The sequence below is a fragment of the Thauera carbonicopians genome (assembly GCF_025699485.1).
Lineage (GTDB): Bacteria > Pseudomonadota > Gammaproteobacteria > Burkholderiales > Rhodocyclaceae > Thauera.
In genome coordinates, this window is the sequence record NZ_JANUXN010000003.1 from 120,369 (window position 1) to 137,355 (window position 16,987).

A 16,987-nucleotide genomic window follows, 5' to 3' on the forward strand; every position below is an offset into this window, starting at 1 on the left:
TGAGGAGAGGGTCACAGGAAATTCCGTGTCCGGAGTCGGCCATCGTGGCGTTTCGATCGGCCGGCTGCTCACTGATGTGCCTGGCCACGCAACAACGCATTACCTCCCCGGGTTTTGACGATCTCGCCGGCATGGTATATGACGTGAATGAATCGCGACGCTGGAGGAGCGGCCACTGGTCCGCTTCACGGCGGGGCGGATCGCCACGCGCCCGGTATTGACGGGCATCGCCACCGAAGCCGCTGCCGCGGCCCAGGGTGTGTTCAGTTGTAAATTTCCGAGGAGCAATCATGAGCAGACTTCGCATCGGCGTGATCGTCGGCAGTGCCAGCCGGACCTCCATCAACCGCAAGCTGGCCCAGGCACTGGTGAAGCTGGCGCAGGACCGGGCGGATTTCGAGTTCATCGACCTCGACCATCTGCCGATGTACAACCGCGATGACGACGCCGACTATCCGGCCGTCTTCCAGGCCCTGAAGGACAAGGTGCGCGCCCAGGACGGCATCCTGTTCGTGACGCCCGAGCAGAATCGTTCGATCCCCGCCTTGCTGAAGAATGCGCTCGATGCGGCCAGCCGGCCCTACGGCAGCAGTGCCTGGGCGGGCATCCCGGCTGCCGTTATCGGCACCGCGGGTGGCGGACCGGCCACGTCCATGGCCCAGCAACACCTGCGCAACATCCTGGGCTACCTCGACATGCCGACGATGGGACAGCCCGAGGGCTTCATCCGCTGGCATGACGAATTGATCGATGCGGAAGGCAATGTGGGTACCGCCAGCCACGACTTCCTGAAGGGCTACATGGACAGGTTCGTCGCCTGGGTTGAGCGTTTGCGCAAGGCCTGATCCACCGCCCTGTGCAGCATCGGCATAAGGCGAGGGTGGTAGCTGCCTGTTGACCTTCCAAGCGTGGCAAGCCTCATGCTGCCGGACGTGACATTTCCCAAGGAGCTTCCGATGCGATTCCATATCGAAAACATGACCTGCGGCGGCTGCGCCCGCGGCGTGACCAAGGCGATCCAGTCGGTCGATGCCGACGCCAAGGTGACGGCCGATCCGCCCAAGCGCCTGGTCGAAGTCGAATCGTCCGCGACCAGGGAGCAGATCGAGGCGGCACTGCAGGAAGCAGGCTTCCCGCCGAAGGCGGCCTGAGGCGTTCTCGACACCGGACCGCCTGTGGCTAGGCGGCCGCGATGATTGGATGGTATGGGCGGCTCAACTCCGGCGCAGGGACATCGTTGCCCTTGCGTCGGAGCTGAGCCGCTTCTTTTATGCCGGTGTTTTCAGTGCGGTGGTCTGGAGGATCTCGAGCAATGCTGCTCGTGCCCGTCCAGACCCTCGGTATTCTCCAGATTCGCCAGAATCGGGCAGTCTGGCCGGTCGTCACCCGCGCAACAGGCCACCAGGGTCTGCAAGGTGTCGGCCATCTGCCGCAGTTCGTCGATGCGGCGCTGCAGGTCGGCGATGTGCTGCTGCGCGACGCGCTTGACGTCGGCGCTCTTGCGCGAGCGGTCGCGCCACAGCCCGAGCAGGTCGTGGATCTCCGCGACGGCGAAGCCCAGGTCGCGGGCGCGGCGGATGAAGCGCAGCATATGCACGTCCGACCCGGTGTAGGCGCGATAGCCCGAATCGGTGCGGGCCGCCGGCGGTATCAGCCCGACCGACTCGTAGTAGCGGATCATCTTGGCCGAGACGCCCGAGGCCCTGGCCGCTTCACCGATGTTCATCGTCCTTCCTCCTCATGCCTGGGCGTCGGCCGCCAGTGGCGGCTGGAAGCGCCGCAGCCGCAGCGCATTGCCCAGCACGAACACGCTGGACATCGCCATCGCACCTGCGGCGAAGATCGGCGACAGCAGCAGGCCGTACGCGGGGTAGAGCGCACCCGCCGCCAGCGGGATCAGCGCGGTGTTGTAGGCGAAGGCCCAGAACAGGTTCTGGCGGATGTTGCCGATGGTCGCCTTCGACAGCGCGATCGCGTTCGGCACGCCCTGCAGGTTGCCGGACATCAGCACCACGTCGGCCGCTTCCATCGCCACGTCGGTGCCGGTGCCGATGGCCAGGCCGACGTCGGCTTCGGCCAGCGCCGGCGCGTCGTTGATGCCGTCGCCGACGAAAGCCAGCACGCCATGCTCGGCCTTGAGCCGCTTGATCGCCTGCACCTTGCCTTCGGGCAGCACTTCGGCCACCACTTCGTCGATGCCCAGCCGCGCAGCGATGGCGCGCGCGGTGCGCTCGTTGTCGCCGGTGATCATCGCCACCTTCAGGCCCAGTCTGTGCAGCGCCTCGATGGCGGCGGGCGTGCTCGGCTTGATCGGGTCGGCGACGGCGAGGATCGCGGCCAGGCGGCCGTCGATGGCGGCGTACAGCGGCGACTTGCCTTCGCTGCCCAGGCGCTCGGCGCTGGCGGCGAAGAGGCCGACATCCAGGCCCAGCGAGCGCATGTAGCGGTCCGCGCCGACTTCCACGCGCCGGCCGCCGGCCGTGGCGCGCACGCCCATGCCGGTGACGGATTCGAAAGCCTCCAGCGCGGGCAGGGTCATGCCTTGCTGCTCGGCCGCTTCGACGATCGCGCGGGCGATTGGATGCTCGGAGCGCAACTCCACCGCGGCGACCCGCGCCAGCACTTCGGCGCGCTCGAAGCCTGCGGCCACTTCCAGGTCGGTCAGCGCTGGCCGGCCTTCGGTCAGCGTGCCGGTCTTGTCCACCGCCACCACCTTGGCGTCCTTCAGCAACTGCAGCGCTTCGCCCTTGCGGAACAGCACGCCCATTTCGGCACCGCGGCCGGTGCCGACCATGATCGAGGTCGGCGTCGCCAGGCCCATCGCGCACGGGCAGGCGATGATCAGCACCGCCACCGCATTGACCAGCGCGAAAGTCAGCGCCGGCGAGGGGCCGAAGGCCAGCCAGATCAGGAAGGTGAGCAGCGCGGCGGCCATCACCGCCGGCACGAACCACAGCGTCACCTTGTCCACCACCGCCTGGATCGGGAGCTTGGAGCCCTGGGCCTGCTCGACCAGGCGGATGATCTGCGCCAGCACGGTCTGGCTGCCGACTGCGGTGGCGCGCAGGCTCAGCGCGCCCTTCTGGTTGACCGTGCCGCCGACCACCGCACTGCCCGCGGACTTCTCGACCGGAATCGGCTCGCCGGTGATCATCGACTCATCGACGTAGCTCTGGCCGTCGATGACTTCGCCATCCACCGGCACACGCTCGCCGGGACGGACTTCGACGACGTCACCGGTTGCCACGTCGCCGATCGGAATGTCGATCGTGCGGCCGCCGCGCACCACGTGCGCCAGCTTGGCCTGCAGGCCGACCAGGCGCTGGATGGCCTGCGAGGTGCGACCCTTGGCGCGCGCTTCCAGGAAGCGCCCGAGCAGGATCAGCGCCGCGATCACCGCTGCCGCCTCGTAATAGACATTGACCGTGCCGGCCGGCAGCAGGCTCGGCAGGAAGGTGGCGACCACCGAATACGCATAGGCCGCGATGGTGCCCACCGCGACCAGCGAGTTCATGTCCGGCGCCAGGCGGAACAGCGCCGGAAAGCCCTTGGCGTAGAAGCGCCGGCCGGGGAAGACCAGCACCAGCGTCGTCAGCACGAACTGGATGATCCAGCTCGTCTGGGTGCCCAGCGTGTGCGACACCCAGTGGTGCATCGCCGGGATCATGTGCGAGCCCATCTCGAGGATGAACACCGGCAGGGCCAGTACTGCGGCGATCAGCAGGTCGCGCTGCAGTTCGGTCCGTTCGGCATCCTTCTTCGCCAGGGTTTCGTCGTCGCCGGCCTGCGCCGTGGCTTCGATGGCGCGGGCGTCGTAGCCGGCCTTGTCCACCGCCGCGATCAGCGCTGCGACGTCGGCCACGCCGCGCACGGTGGCGCGCTCGGTAGCCAGGTTCACGTTGACCTCGGCGACGCCGGGTACGGCCTGCAGCACCTTCTCGACGCGGCCGACGCAGGAGGCGCAGGTCATCCCTTCGATCGCCAGCTCGGTGGTGCTGGGCGGTACGTCGTAGCCGGTCTTCTCGACCGCGGCGATCAGCGTCATGCGGTCCACCGGCACCGCCAGGCGGATGTCTGCCCGTTCGGTGGCCAGATTCACCGAAACCTGTGCGACGCCCTCGACCTTGGCCAGCGCCGCCTCGACGCGGCTGACGCAACTGGCGCAGGTCATCCCTTCGATCGGCAGGCTGACCGTCGCCGTGACTGGCCGGGCCTGCGCTTTCGCGGATGCGTTCATGATTCCTTCCCTCGCATGGATGCCTTGACAGCATACAGGCTAGACCTTGCCATGATGGGAAGGTCAAACGGCAATGATGCCTGTTTCGAAAAGGGCAGCCATCAGCCGAGCAGGGATGGCGTCGGGCTGCGTAGGCGGAGCGAAGTCAAACCCATCGCTTGCGGGAATGGCACGATCGGCGGGGGGTTTCAGCCTTGCCGGGAGTGAACGCTTCAGCTCAGCCGGCAGCACCGTCGAAAGGCCAGAACACCGGGATGAAGATCACTCCCAGCACCCAGAAGATCAGGTTCAGCGGCAGGCCGACCTTGACGAAGTCGCTGAAGCGGTAGCCCCCTGCGCCATAGACCATGGTGTTGGTCTGGTAGCCCACCGGCGTGGCGAAGCTGGTGGAGGCGGCGAAGGTCACCGCGATCAGGAAGGGGGTGGCATCGACGTCCATCATCCGCGCGGTGGACATGCCGATCGGCGTCAACAGTACGGCCGCAGCGGCGTTGCTCATGAATTCCGTCAGCAGCAGTGCCATCAGGTACAGCACCGCCAGCACCACCAGCGGCCCCGAGTCGCGCACTAGGCCGATGCTGTTTTCCACCAGGAAGGCGGCTGCGCCGGTTTCGCTCATCGCCACGCCCAGCGGCAGCAGGCCGGCCATCAGGATGATGATGCGCCAGTCGACGGCGTCGTAGACGTCGTCCGCATCCAGGCAGCCGGCCAAGGTCATCGCCACCGCGCCCATCAGCGAGGTGACCGCGATCGGCGCCCAGCCCAGCGCCGAAATGCCGATCACCAGCGCCATCACCACCAGCGCGAAAGGCGCGCGCCAGCCGCCGGGCTGCTGGGCGTCGCGCTCGGACAGCACGATGACGCTCTTGTCCTTGCGCAGCGCCGGCATTTCCGCTTCGGGCGTCAGCATCAGCAGGATGTCGCCGGTGCGCAGGCGCACCTCGCTCAGCTTGTCGCGCAGGACCTGGCCGCGGCGGTGGATGCCCAGTACCGTGGCGTCGTGCTGCCAGCGCGGCGCCAGCGTCGCCAGGGTGCTGCCGATCGCGCGCGAGCGGGGCGCGATCATCACTTCGGTCAGCACCTGGGCCACTGCTGCGAAATCCTGCCGGCCGAGCTTGAACTGCGAATTCACTTCCAGGCCCGCCTTCTTGCGCAACTCGTCCAGTTGCGACCAGTCGCCGCGCGCCAGCAGCACGTCGCCTTCCTGCAGCGTCTGCGCCCTGGGCGACCAGACCTTTTCGTCGCCGCGCAGCAGTTCCAGCACGAAGACGCCGAACTCCTCGCCCAGCTTGGCCTCGCCGACCGAGGTGCCGATCAGCGACGAGTCGGGCATCACCCGCAGTTCGGTGATGTATTTGCCCAACTGATAGTGCTCGACCAGCTCCGCACCGCGCGTATCCGGCAGCAGCCAGCGTCCGAGCGTCAGCAGGTAGAAACAGCCCGCCGCCATGCAGATCAGGCCGAGCGAACTGAACTCGAACATGCCGAAGCCGGGATGGCCCATGTCCCTCGCCATGGCGTTGACCAGCAGGTTGGTGGAGGTGCCCACCAGGGTGCAGACCCCCGCCATCTGCGACACGTAGGACAGCGGGATCAGCGCCTTCGAGGCCGACATGCCGATGCTGGCCGTCGCTGCCATCACGATCGGCATGAAAACCGCGACCACCGCGGTGTTGTTGACGAAAGGGGCGATCACCGCCAGCACCGCGAACAGCACGATCAGGAACTGCAGCGGCGATCCGGCCCGCCCCAGCAGGCTGCCGATGCCCGACAGCGCGCCGCTGTTCTGCAGCCCGGCGGCCAGCACGAACATGGCGGCCACCGTCACCGTCGCCGGATTGCTGAAGCCGCCGAGCGCCTGGCCCGGCTCGACCAGGCCGGTCAGCGCCAGGCTGCCGAGCACCAGCAGGGCGACCGCGTCCATGCGCAGCCGCTCCGTCGCGAACAGCACGACTGCCGTCAGCGCAATGACGATAACCATCACGATTTCGATCGTCATGCCCAATATTCCCTATGCCGGGTGGCGGTCAAAAGTGACTCGGCCTTGGGCAAAAGAGTAGCCGATCGTTGCGGCGGACGGTGCCAGGCGATGCAGGCAGCAACTGCTCCGGGAGGTCGATAATCTGCAGCAGTGGTGCAGCGTCCGAGCCTACAGGTGGAAATCGCCCGCGGCTTCTGGCTGATAAAGCACTTTCCTGATCCGGATATGGCAGGTTCGATTCGGAATCCGCCAGTTGAAGGCATCGCCCTCCTTGTAGCCCAGGATCGCGGTGCCGATGCCGGAGCAAACCGACAGCTTTTCGGCACTGTCGTCCGCATCCTCCGGGTAAACCAGCGCGACTTCCACCTCCTCGTCGTCCACCTCCAGCAAGGCCTTGGAGTTCATCGTGATGACATCTTCCGCCACTTGCCGCGGATCGACGACGATGGCGCGCTCGATCTCGTGCTCCAGCTCGAAAATATCCGATTCCGTACTGAGCTCGACCAGGCTCTTGAGCCGGGCCTTGTCAACTTCGGTGATGTAGATGTCGCTGGTGAGAGCCGCAGGGCTTTCACGCAAGAGCCGGAGATAGCGCGCCGAATTCATGACGAAAGACTTCATCGCGGGCGTCTCGCTTTCCAGCAGGAAGCCATTGCGCAGGAAAGCCTTCAGCGACCGCGCGTTGTCCGGGTGGATCTTGGCGATGAGCTTCGCGGCCCGCATGTCGAAGAAGGCAAGCTTCATGCCTTCGCGGATCACGCTGGTGCCGAGCTTGCGGCCCCAGTCGTCGCGGTTGCCAATGACCAGGACCATTTCGCAGTCCGGGCCCTTCTTGACGAGACGGACGAAGCCCACTGGCACGTCATGCCGGTCGTAGGCCATGAAGAACCGACCGCCCTGGTTGAACAGATGGGTCAGGATCGGCAACTGGACCCGATCGACGACCTGCTCGATGAACCGGGACACATGGCGCGAATCGCTCAGGTAGCGGGTAACGCCCTCATCCTCCAGCCAGTCCATCAGCGTCAGCGCGTTTGCCCGGGTGATCTCAGGACAAAGAAAAATAAAAGGCTCGTTCATCTTCACCCCCATTGGGTTTCAAGAATGAAAGCCTTTCATGACCTCGGCCATGACGGTTCTTTCGGCAGCGCGCTCATTCTAAGGCGCCGCGCGAGTGAACGGGACTGGGGTGCGGCGGCAAGGTGATCGTCTTTGAGCTCCTGGTGCTTACTGCTGCCGGTCAGTGGTCACTTCCTGCGGTGTGCACCTTCGAGTAATTCCAGGATGGCGGGCGCTGCCTCGGCACCGGCGGGAATCGACTGTGCCCGGGCGAGGGGAAATGGTGCCTCTCGATGGCAACGCTGTGCAAACGAAGCCAGATTCTTGTCCGCCGTAAGCATCAAATCGACATCGACCAGGTAAGTGCCGAGCTGACTGTCTCCCGGAGTTCCATCGGTCACCTTTGCGAAGCGCTGCTGAAACTGGAAAGCGGTCCGCAGCCAGTGCCGCTTCATGTTCTCGGTTTCCACTTCGTAGAACCAGAATCGGGTGTAGCCCGCCGAGTCGAAGAGCATCTGATTCAGATCGATCTCGCCAGCCAGCCAGTCCACATAGGGGCTGCTATCGAACTTGAGTGCTTGCTCGAAGGCCATGCAGCCCTCGACTCGCCAAAGGTCGACTGGCTGGCCGTCCCACCCGTCTCGTGGTGAAACGAGTGTCGCCCTGAAGCTCGTCAGACGGTCCCTAGGCCATTTTGCCGGTATGGCTTTGCCCGCCTCGCGCGCCATTACCGCTTCCCTTTGTGCCAGCTTCAGCAGCAAGGGGTTTTCGACCCGCGCCGCTTCGCCGTCCATATCGTGGACGGCTCGGTGCCAGAAGCCACCCTTCTTACGGATCCAGTCATACCTGAGGCGGCGGTACAGATTCTGATCCGGTCGTCGATGCAGCCACGCCGGCCGCAGCCGTTTGATTTCCGCGCGTATCTCTTCGGCCTCCCAGTATGCTTCAGGCATCAGGCGCTTCCATTGCGGTAGTGCCATGCATCTGATGAGCCGCGCACGAAGCGCACGATCGGAAGTCCTGAATGCTTCATAGACGACGGCAGGTGCCACGCAGATCTGGTGCGACGACTTGCGCACTGCCTGGACGAGCGAGGCTACGGCCTCATGGTCCACCAGGTAGCGCCAGACATTGGTGTCGAGAAGAATTTTCATCGGATCCCCTCATCGTCATCTGCCGGATGATGGGGCAATCGGAAAGCATGTTTCCCTGGGTGCCATCGGACATCCTTTTTTGGGAATCTCTCTTTTCGATCAGATCGTGGAGCGGGCGAAGGGAGTCGAACCCTCGTCATCAGCTTGGGAAGCTGAGGTAATAGCCGTTATACGACGCCCGCATACCTGGCCGGCAGACAGGAAGGCCGGCGCGAAGGAGGCGGCCATTCTATGATTCCCGGCCTTCCAGTGCAATGCCGGCATGAGCGCTTCAGCCGGCCAGCCGCTCCACCGCATCGCGGATGCGCGCCTGTTCGTCGGCCTTCAGGATGCGCTGCACCTTGGGGGCGAGATCGCCGAGGTCGGCGCGCAGCACCTGCTGCTTGATCTCCAGGATGTTGCCCGGGTGCATCGAGAAGTTGCGCAGGCCCATGCCGAGCAGCAGCAGGGTGTAGGCAGGGTCACCGGCCATCTCGCCGCAGACCGACACCGGCACGCCGTAGCGTGCGCCGGTCGAGATGGTGGCGCCGATCAGCTTCAGTACCGCGGGATGCAGCGGATCGTAGAGATGCACCACGGCTTCGTCCGAGCGGTCGATGGCGAGGGTGTACTGGATCAGGTCGTTGGTGCCGACCGACAGGAAGGACAGCCGGCGGATGAACATGCCCAGCGACAGCGCGGCGGCCGGGATTTCGATCATGCCGCCGATCTGCACGCCTTCGTCGAACTTGATCTTCTCGGCGCGCAGTTCGGTCTTGGCCTTGTCGACGAGCGCCAGGCACTGATCGATTTCCTGCGCATGCGACAGCATCGGGATCATGATCTGCAGCTTGCCGTGGGCCGAGGCGCGCAGCAGGGCGCGCAACTGGGTCAGGAACATCTGGGGTTCGGCCAGCGAGTAGCGCACCGCGCGCAGACCGAGCGCCGGGTTCGGTTCGAAGCGGGCGTGGGCGCCGTTGAGCGCCTTGTCCGCGCCGACGTCGAAGGTGCGGATCGTCACCGGCTTGTTCGGCAGCGCCTTGACCACGCTGCGGTAGGCTTCGTACTGCTCGTCCTCGTCGGGCAGCACGTCGCGGCCCATGAAGAGGAATTCCGTGCGGTACAGGCCGATGCCGTCGGCGTTGGCGGTCTTGACCGCGGGCAGATCCTTCGGCCCCTCGATGTTGGCGAGCAGGTTGATGGTTTCGCCGTCGAGCGTGGTGGCGCGGGTGTCGCGCAGGCGGTTGAGTTTGGAGCGCTCGATCTCGAGCTCGCTGCGGCGCAGGCGGTATTCCTCGACGATGGTCTCGTCGGGGTCGATGATGATGACGCCGCGGGTGCCGTCGACGATGACCAGTTCGTCGTCTTCCAGCAGGTCGCGCACGTGGTGCAGGCCGACCACGGCAGGGATCTTCAGGCTGCGGGCGACGATCGCGGTGTGGCTGGTGGGGCCGCCGACGTCGGTGACGAAGCCGGAGATGTTGTGGTCGCGGAAGCCGATGGTGTCGGCGGGCGACAGGTCGTGGGCGACAACGATGGTGCCGAGCCCGTCACGGCGCTTGGGTGGCAGGTGGCCGGGATGGCCGAGCAGCACCTTGACCAGGCGCTCGACCACCTGCACGACGTCGGCCTGGCGCTCGCGCAGATAGGGATCCTCGATCTGGCGGAACTGCTCGACGAGCTGTTCCATCTGCTGCACCAGGGCCCATTCGGCGTTGCAGCGGCGGGTTTCGATCAGGTGGCGGGCGGCGTCGATCAGCATCGGATCGGCCAGCATCATCAGTTGCAGGTCGACGAAGGCGCCGACTTCGCTGTGCGTCTGGGCCGTCGTCGCAGCGGCCTTCAGGCCGATCAGTTCGCCCTGGACGGTGGCGACCGCGTCCTCCAGGCGTTCGAGCTCGTCGGACAGGTGGCGGGGCGCGACGTGGTAGTGGTTGACCTCGAGCAGCGCGTGAGAGATCAGGTGGACGTGGCCGATCGCGATGCCTTGCGAGACGGGCAGGCCGTGCAGGGCGAAGGTCATGCCTATTCTCCCTCGCCGAAGCGGTCCGCGATCAGGTCCTGCAGTTCCTGCAGCGCCTTGTCGGCATCCTCGCCCTCGGTATCGATGGTGATGGTGCTGCCCTTGGCGGCGGCCAGCATCATGACGCCCATGATGCTCTTGGCGTTGACCCGGCGGCCATTGCGCTCGAGCCAGACTTCGCACGGATAGCTGCTCGCCAGTTGCGTCAGCTTGGCTGACGCGCGCGCGTGCAGCCCGAGCTTGTTGATGATTTCGGCTTCGGCTCTTGGCATGGTGTTCTCCCCCCGGTGTTGCTGTCCGCGCTCTAGGACGCCTGATTCGCTTCGATGTGCATCACGCCGTCGCAGCCGCCCGACACCGCACGCTTGAGCAGCGTGTCCATGCCGTGTTCGCGGTAGGTGAGTACGCGCAGCAGCATCGGCAGGTTGACGCCGGCGACGGCTTCGACCCGGCTGGGAGCGGTGAGCTTGGTGGCGACGTTGGACGGGGTTGCGCCGTAGATGTCCGTCAGGATCAGCACGCCGTGGCCGCTGTCCGTCCAGTCCAGCATCTGGCGCGCCTGCGGGAGGATGTCGAGCGGGTCGTCCTGCGCCGACAGGCCCAGTTGCGCTACCTGCGGCGGGCGCTTGTTCAGCACGTGGCAGGCGCACTGGATCAGCGATTCGCCGAGCGAGCCGTGCGTCACCAGGAAGATTCCGATCATTTCAATTCCGTCTCCATTGGCGGCGATTTTAGCCGATGGGGGCAAGGCATGGCGTGACGTACAGCCAGCCCGGCACACTGCGCATAAAATATGACAAATGAAGATTAATGGTCGCCAAACCTGCGATCTGATTGGAAAATCCGGTTTTGAGCATCACGGCAAGGCTGTTAAACTTGTTTTGTACAAATATTTGTAAGCTAATGATCGCCTCGTTTCGGGCGGCCCTCAGAGAGTGCGGATGACAGAAAAAAAAGACCCCATGATCCCCGACGGGGACGTCAACCCCATCGATACCGACTACCAGATCGGCCAGGACAACATCATCGTCAACGTCGGCCCCTTCGGCCTCGACATCCACAACCGCGTGTTCGCCATCTCGGGCGGCCTGGTGGTGCTGTTCGTGGCACTGACGCTGGCTTTCCACGACCAGGTCGAGCCGCTGTTCAGCGGCATGCGGACCTGGCTGACCTCCAACCTCGACGGCTTCTTCCTCGTCGCCGGCAACATCTTCGTGCTGGTTTGTTTCATCGTCGCCTTCTCGCCGCTGGGCCGGGTGCGGCTGGGCGGCACCGAGGCCAAGCCCGACTACACCTACCTCGGCTGGTTCTCGATGCTGTTCGCTGCCGGCATGGGCATCGGCCTGATGTTCTTCGGTGTGTCGGAGCCGCTGTCGCACTTCGGCGCGGCTTTCGGCGGCACGGCGATGGAGAACGGCGTGCGCACCGACTGGGCGCCGCTCGGCGGTGCAGCCGGCGATGCCGAAGCGGCTGCGCGCCTGGGCATGGCGGCGACGGTCTTCCACTGGGCCCTGCACCCGTGGGCGATCTACGCCGTGCTGGCGCTCGGCCTGGCGCTGTTCTCGTTCAACAAGGGATTGCCGCTGACGATCCGCTCGGTGTTCTACCCGCTGCTGGGCGAGCGGGTGTGGGGCTGGCCCGGCCACCTGGTCGACATCCTCGCCGTGCTGGCGACGCTGTTCGGCCTCGCGACCTCGCTCGGTTTCGGCGCGGCGCAGGCGAGTTCCGGCCTGAACTTCCTGTTCGACGTGCCGCTGGGCACCACCACCCAGATCGTGCTGATCATCGGCATCACCGCGATCGCGCTCGGCTCGGTCGTGTCCGGGCTGGATGCGGGCGTCAAGCTGCTGTCCGAGATCAACATGATCCTGGCGCTACTGCTGCTGCTGTTCGTGATCGCCGTCGGGCCGACGCTGGACATCCTCGGCGGCTTCTTCGCCAACCTGGGCGCCTACCTGCAGCACCTGCCGGCGCTGTCCAACCCGGTCGGCCGCGACGACGCCAACTTCCTGCAGGGCTGGACCGCCTTCTACTGGGCATGGTGGATCTCGTGGTCGCCCTTCGTCGGCATGTTCATCGCGCGCGTGTCGCGCGGCCGCACGGTGCGCGAGTTCATCGTCTCGGTGCTGATCGTGCCCTCGATCGCCTGCACGCTGTGGATGACGGTGTTCGGCGAAACCGCCATCAGCCAGGTGGTGCGCGACGGCTACGACGCTGCACGCAATGCCGAGCTGCCGCTGCAGCTGTTCCTGACGCTCGATGCGTTGCCGCTGGCGCAGATCACCTCCTTCCTCGCCATCGTGCTGGTGGTGGTGTTCTTCGTCACCTCGTCCGATTCGGGCTCGCTGGTCATCGACGTGATCTCGGCGGGCGGCAAGATGGATGCGCCGATGCCGCAGCGCGTGTTCTGGGCGATCTTCGAAGGCCTGGTGGCGGTTGCGCTGGTGCTCGGCGGCGGGCTGGTGTCGCTGCAGGCGATGGCGGTGTCGACCGGGTTGCCGTTCGCCGTCGTGCTGCTGGTGGCGAGCCTGGCGATCATCAAGGGCCTGGCATCCGAGCCTCGCCCGGCAACGGTGCCGCGCCTGGCCAGATGACGGCGCAAGGGTGGACATGCAGCCGGGAAGGCGGCCGCAGCCGTCGCCCCAGTGGTATGTTCGCCCCGACCGACATCCACGGACCCATGCCATGCAGGTCGAACAACTCGAGATCCTCGACTTCCTCCGCGCCCATCCGCCTTTCGACGCCTTGCCGGAGGATGTCCTGCAGCGCGTGGCGGCGGCGGTCGATGTGCGCTACTACAAGGCCGGCGAGCAGATCGTCGAGTTCGGCCAGCCCGCCGAGTTCTGGCATGTGGTGCGCAGCGGCGCGGTGGAAGTCTTCCGCCGCAACGGCACGCTGTACAACCGCCTGACGGCAGGTGGCTATTTCGGCGAATTCGGCCTGCTGCGCCATGGCCGCGTGCGCTTTCCGGCGAAGGCGCTGGAAGACTCGCTGATCTACCTGATCCCGCAGCCGGTGTTCCTCGAACTGTTCGACGGCAACGAGGCTTTCGCCGACCACGTCGAAGTCGAGGACCGCACCCGGCTGCGTCAGGTCATGTCGCGCCGCGAGGACGCCAACGACCTGCTGTCGGCTACCGTCGATACCCTCGTCGGGCGTCCCGCAGTGGCGATGGGCAGCGGCGCCACCGCGCGCGAAGCGGCGCAGCGCATGACCGAGGAGGGCGTGTCCTCGCTGCTGATCGTCGACGACAACCCGGACGTGCCCGAACTGCCGCTGCTGTCCGGCATCCTCACCGATCGCGACCTGCGCACCCGCCTGCTGGCGCCCGGCCTGAGCCACGACACGCCGGTGAGCGAGATCATGAGCTCGGGCGTGGTCACGGTGGAGCACAACCAACTGGTGTTCGAAGCCATGCTGGCGATGCTGCGCCGGAACGTGCATCACCTGCCGGTGATGAGGCACCAGCGCCCGCTCGGCATCGTCGCGCTGTCGGACATCATCCGCTACGAATCGCGCAACAGCCTGTTCGTGGTCGGCAGCATCTTCCGTGCGCAGTCGGTGGATGATCTGGTCGCGCTGGTGCCGGACGTGCGCGCCTGTTTCAGCCGCATGGCCGGCGAGGAAACCAGCGCCCACATGGTGGGCAGCGCGATGGCGGCGATCGGCCGCAGCTTCAAGCAGCGCCTGCTGGAACTGGCCGAAGCCGAGCTCGGTCCGCCGCCGGTGCCCTATTGTTTTCTTGCGCTGGGTTCGATGGCGCGGCAGGAACAGCTGATCGTCACCGACCAGGACAACGCGCTGATCCTGGACAACCGCTTCGATCCGGCGCGCCACGACGGCTACTTCAAGGCGCTCGGCGACTTCGTCTGCGACGGGCTGGCGCGCTGCGGCTACAGCTACTGTACCGGCGGAGTGATGGCGAGCAACGAAAAGTGGCGCCAGCCGCTCGAGGAGTGGGAGCGCCGTTTCACCGACTGGATCGAGCGTCCGACGCCCGAATCGCTGCTGCATGCCGGCATCTTCTTCGACCTCGACGGCGTCTGGGGGCGCACCGAATGGGCCGTGCGCCTGCGCGAACTGGTTGCGCGCAAGGCCCGCAACAACTCGCGCTTCCTCGCTTGCATGGCGCGCAACGCCTTGCTGCGCACGCCACCGCTGGGCTTCTTCAAGGACTTCGTCGTCGAATCCGACGGCCGCCACACCCATGCGATCAACATCAAGCGCCGCGGCACCGGACCGCTGTCCGACCTGATCCGCGTCCATGCGCTGGCGATCGGCGCGCAGTCGCTCAACTCCTTCGAGCGCCTGCGCGAGATCATCGACGCCGCCATCCTGCCGCTCGGGCGCGGGCAGGATCTGTACGACGCACTCGAATTCATCTCGACGGTGCGGGCGCGCAATCAGGCCGAGGATCTCGCCGCCGGCGTCGATCCGGACAACAGCATCGAACCCGAGAAACTGTCCGAATTTGAACGCAAGAGCCTGCGCGACGCCTTCCTGATCCTGGGCAACGCACAGAAGTACCTCAAATATCGCTACCAGCCCGGGCGGGCCAACTGAGCGCGGCACGATGCTGCATCTGGGTAAGCTGAAACCGAAGCCCGAGCGCAGTTCGCGCCGGGCAGGTGCCGCCGCGGGCATAGCCTGGCCGCAGCGTTTCGCCGCGCTTGCCGCCGCCGCGCGCGATCCGCGCCTGCAGGCCTTCTATGCGCAAGGTGCGCCAGCGGGCGACTACCTGTTGAAGGACGTGCCGATGGCGGCACTCGACATCGAAACCACCGGGCTGGACCCGGCACGCGACGAGATCGTCAGCATCGGCGTGGTGCCGATGACGGTGACCCACATTCAGGCCAGCGCCTCGCGCTACTGGGTGGTGCGCCCGGACGGGGAGCTGAAGCCGGAATCGGTGACGATCCACGCCATCACCCATGCGCAGATCGAAGCGGCCCCCGATCTGGACGCGGTGCTCGGCGAGGTGCTGGAGGCGCTGGCCGGCCGCATCGTCGTCGTCCATTGCCGCAGCATCGAGCGTGGCTTCCTCGATGCCGCGCTGCGGGCGCGCATCGGCGAAGGCATCGAATTCCCGGTCATCGACACCATGGAACTCGAAGCCCGTTTGTACCGTCGTCCGCCAGGCTTCTTCGCCTGGCTGCTGGGCCGGCGCCGGCGGACGGAGTCGATCCGCCTGGCCAACAGCCGCAGCCGCTACAAGCTGCCGCGCTACCGGGCGCACCACGCGCTGACCGACGCGCTCGCCACCGCCGAACTGCTGCAGGCGCAGGTGGCGTATCGCTTTTCTCCGGAGAGTCTGCTGCGGGAATTGTGGCCTTGATGGGGAGAAGGTACGTAGTGCGGACAGCCGGCTGACGGCTCCCGCATTCGGATGAGGGCTATCCTTGCGGGCCTTCTGGTCTTTGGGATCCGCCTGTGCCCTCAGAGGCGAGGCTGCCAGTAAGGCGCGCTGCCGTAGTTGGCGTACTGGTCGGCGGCCCAGTCGGGATCGACGAAGGAGGGCCAGTGCTCCTTGTCGAAGCCGTCGGCTTCCTTCAGCTTTTCCTTGTCGGCGTCGAGGACGAAGCACTTGCGTTCGGCATCGAGCGTCAGTGCGCTCCACGGAATCGCATGCAGCTTCTCGCCGATGCCCAGGATGCCGCCGCGGGCGAGCACCGCATAGGCGATGCGGCCGTGGCCGACGTCGAGCATGATGTGCTCGATGGTGCCCAGCTTGTCGTTGTCGAGGTTGTAGACCTCGTTGCCGCCGAGCGTGTCGGCGGCCATGATCGCGGGGCCGGGGCCGTCGTGGTTGTCGTTGCCGCCGACGATCCGGGCGCCTTGCAGCGACGGTGGGGTGTCGGCGCCGGCAGGGGGATTGGTGTAGTCCATGTCCGTCTCCGTTTCATGGGCCGGCGCGGGCACCGGCCTGTTTTCTTCACTGCTTGACCATCAACATGTTGTTGACCGAGAGCACGCCTTCGATGCCGGTGGTGATCACCGAGGCGCGCTCGATTTCGGCGCGGGAGTCGACTTCGCCCGTCAGCGTCACCACGTTCCTGACGGTCTCGACCTCGATGTTGCGTGCCTTGGTCAGTTCGTCCCTGGCAAGCGCGGTCTTGACCCGGGCGGTGACGGTGGCGTCGTCGATGAATTGACCGACCGATCCGGACTCCCGCTCCATGCTGTCGCCGGCTTCGGGCCTCGGTTCGGCTGGAGCCATGTCGGAGGCAGCGAAGGCGGCCGGCGCGGAAAGACCGATGACGGTGGCGGCAAGCGTGGTGGCAAGAATCTTGTTCATGGTCGAATCTCCTTTCTGGATCGGGCTGGTTCGCGCAACGCACGGGCGTCGCCGTTGCACGGTCGTGTGGCGCGTCAGGTGAACAACCAGATCAGGATGATGATCGGGATGGGTACGCCAAGCAGGAACAGCAGGAGCGAGCGCATGACGATCTCCTTTGGTGGCCGGGGGAAACCGGGAGTGGCGGTCCGGCAGCGGGAAGCGCGTCGCCGCGTCCGTCGTCCCTGTGGTCTATAAGATAGGCAGCGGAGGCGGCTGC

15 protein-coding genes and 1 tRNA gene are annotated in these 16,987 nt (G+C 65.8%); 5 read left to right on the forward strand and 11 right to left on the reverse strand.

The window, feature by feature from the left end; genetic code table 11:
- Positions 1 to 290 precede the first annotated feature (290 nt).
- A complete protein-coding gene (locus tag NX068_RS05560) occupies positions 291 to 845 on the forward strand; it encodes an NADPH-dependent FMN reductase (RefSeq protein ID WP_263460294.1) in 555 nt (184 codons plus the stop codon).
- 111 nt (positions 846 to 956) lie between these two features.
- Positions 957 to 1,151, forward strand: coding sequence for a heavy-metal-associated domain-containing protein (locus tag NX068_RS05565; RefSeq protein WP_263460295.1), 195 nt, complete (start codon positions 957 to 959; stop codon positions 1,149 to 1,151).
- Between the two features lie 131 nt (positions 1,152 to 1,282).
- Here the strand turns inward: NX068_RS05565 and cueR are convergent, their stop codons facing one another.
- The 9 genes from cueR to NX068_RS05610 form a co-directional block, all read right to left on the reverse strand.
- The gene (cueR, locus tag NX068_RS05570) at positions 1,283 to 1,726 is read right to left on the reverse strand and encodes a Cu(I)-responsive transcriptional regulator (protein ID WP_263460296.1); all 444 of its coding nucleotides are present in this window, start codon (positions 1,724 to 1,726) and stop codon (positions 1,283 to 1,285) included.
- Positions 1,727 to 1,738: 12 nt separating this feature from the next.
- Positions 1,739 to 4,237 (reverse strand): heavy metal translocating P-type ATPase, encoded by a 2,499-nt coding sequence (locus NX068_RS05575; protein ID WP_263460297.1) that lies wholly within the window; start codon positions 4,235 to 4,237, stop codon positions 1,739 to 1,741.
- Between the two features lie 217 nt (positions 4,238 to 4,454).
- Entirely contained in the window at positions 4,455 to 6,236 is a 1,782-nt protein-coding gene (locus NX068_RS05580; protein WP_263460298.1) for an SLC13 family permease, read from the reverse strand.
- 150 nt (positions 6,237 to 6,386) lie between these two features.
- Complete coding sequence (locus tag NX068_RS05585; RefSeq protein WP_263460299.1) at positions 6,387 to 7,298, reverse strand: bifunctional GNAT family N-acetyltransferase/nucleoside diphosphate kinase regulator; 912 nt, start codon at positions 7,296 to 7,298, stop codon at positions 6,387 to 6,389.
- A 167-nt stretch (positions 7,299 to 7,465) separates the two neighbouring features.
- Entirely contained in the window at positions 7,466 to 8,431 is a 966-nt protein-coding gene (locus tag NX068_RS05590; protein ID WP_263460300.1) for a hypothetical protein, read from the reverse strand.
- A 107-nt stretch (positions 8,432 to 8,538) separates the two neighbouring features.
- Positions 8,539 to 8,613, reverse strand: a tRNA-Gly gene (locus NX068_RS05595).
- 89 nt (positions 8,614 to 8,702) lie between these two features.
- A complete protein-coding gene (gene ptsP / locus NX068_RS05600) occupies positions 8,703 to 10,433 on the reverse strand; it encodes a phosphoenolpyruvate--protein phosphotransferase (RefSeq protein WP_263460301.1) in 1,731 nt (576 codons plus the stop codon).
- Positions 10,434 to 10,435: 2 nt separating this feature from the next.
- Complete coding sequence (locus tag NX068_RS05605) at positions 10,436 to 10,705, reverse strand: HPr family phosphocarrier protein (RefSeq protein WP_263460302.1); 270 nt, start codon at positions 10,703 to 10,705, stop codon at positions 10,436 to 10,438.
- Positions 10,706 to 10,737: 32 nt separating this feature from the next.
- Positions 10,738 to 11,136, reverse strand: a complete 399-nt coding sequence (locus NX068_RS05610) for a PTS sugar transporter subunit IIA (RefSeq protein WP_263460303.1) — start codon at positions 11,134 to 11,136, stop codon at positions 10,738 to 10,740.
- Between the two features lie 259 nt (positions 11,137 to 11,395).
- On the opposite strand from NX068_RS05610, the gene NX068_RS05615 reads away from it, so the two are divergent.
- From NX068_RS05615 to NX068_RS05625, 3 genes are all read left to right on the forward strand, one after another.
- The gene (locus tag NX068_RS05615; protein ID WP_263460304.1) at positions 11,396 to 13,027 is read left to right on the forward strand and encodes a BCCT family transporter; all 1,632 of its coding nucleotides are present in this window, start codon (positions 11,396 to 11,398) and stop codon (positions 13,025 to 13,027) included.
- A gap of 91 nt (positions 13,028 to 13,118) precedes the next feature.
- The gene (locus NX068_RS05620) at positions 13,119 to 14,996 is read left to right on the forward strand and encodes a DUF294 nucleotidyltransferase-like domain-containing protein (RefSeq protein WP_263460305.1); all 1,878 of its coding nucleotides are present in this window, start codon (positions 13,119 to 13,121) and stop codon (positions 14,994 to 14,996) included.
- Positions 14,997 to 15,006: 10 nt separating this feature from the next.
- A complete protein-coding gene (locus NX068_RS05625; protein WP_263460306.1) occupies positions 15,007 to 15,768 on the forward strand; it encodes a 3'-5' exonuclease in 762 nt (253 codons plus the stop codon).
- A 101-nt stretch (positions 15,769 to 15,869) separates the two neighbouring features.
- On the opposite strand, the gene NX068_RS05630 is transcribed toward NX068_RS05625, so the two are convergent.
- Entirely contained in the window at positions 15,870 to 16,319 is a 450-nt protein-coding gene (locus NX068_RS05630) for a PRC-barrel domain-containing protein (protein ID WP_263460307.1), read from the reverse strand.
- Between the two features lie 46 nt (positions 16,320 to 16,365).
- Positions 16,366 to 16,728: a BON domain-containing protein gene (locus NX068_RS05635; RefSeq protein WP_263460308.1), complete on the reverse strand. Its 363-nt coding sequence runs from the start codon at positions 16,726 to 16,728 to the stop codon at positions 16,366 to 16,368.
- Positions 16,729 to 16,987: the final 259 nt, after the last annotated feature.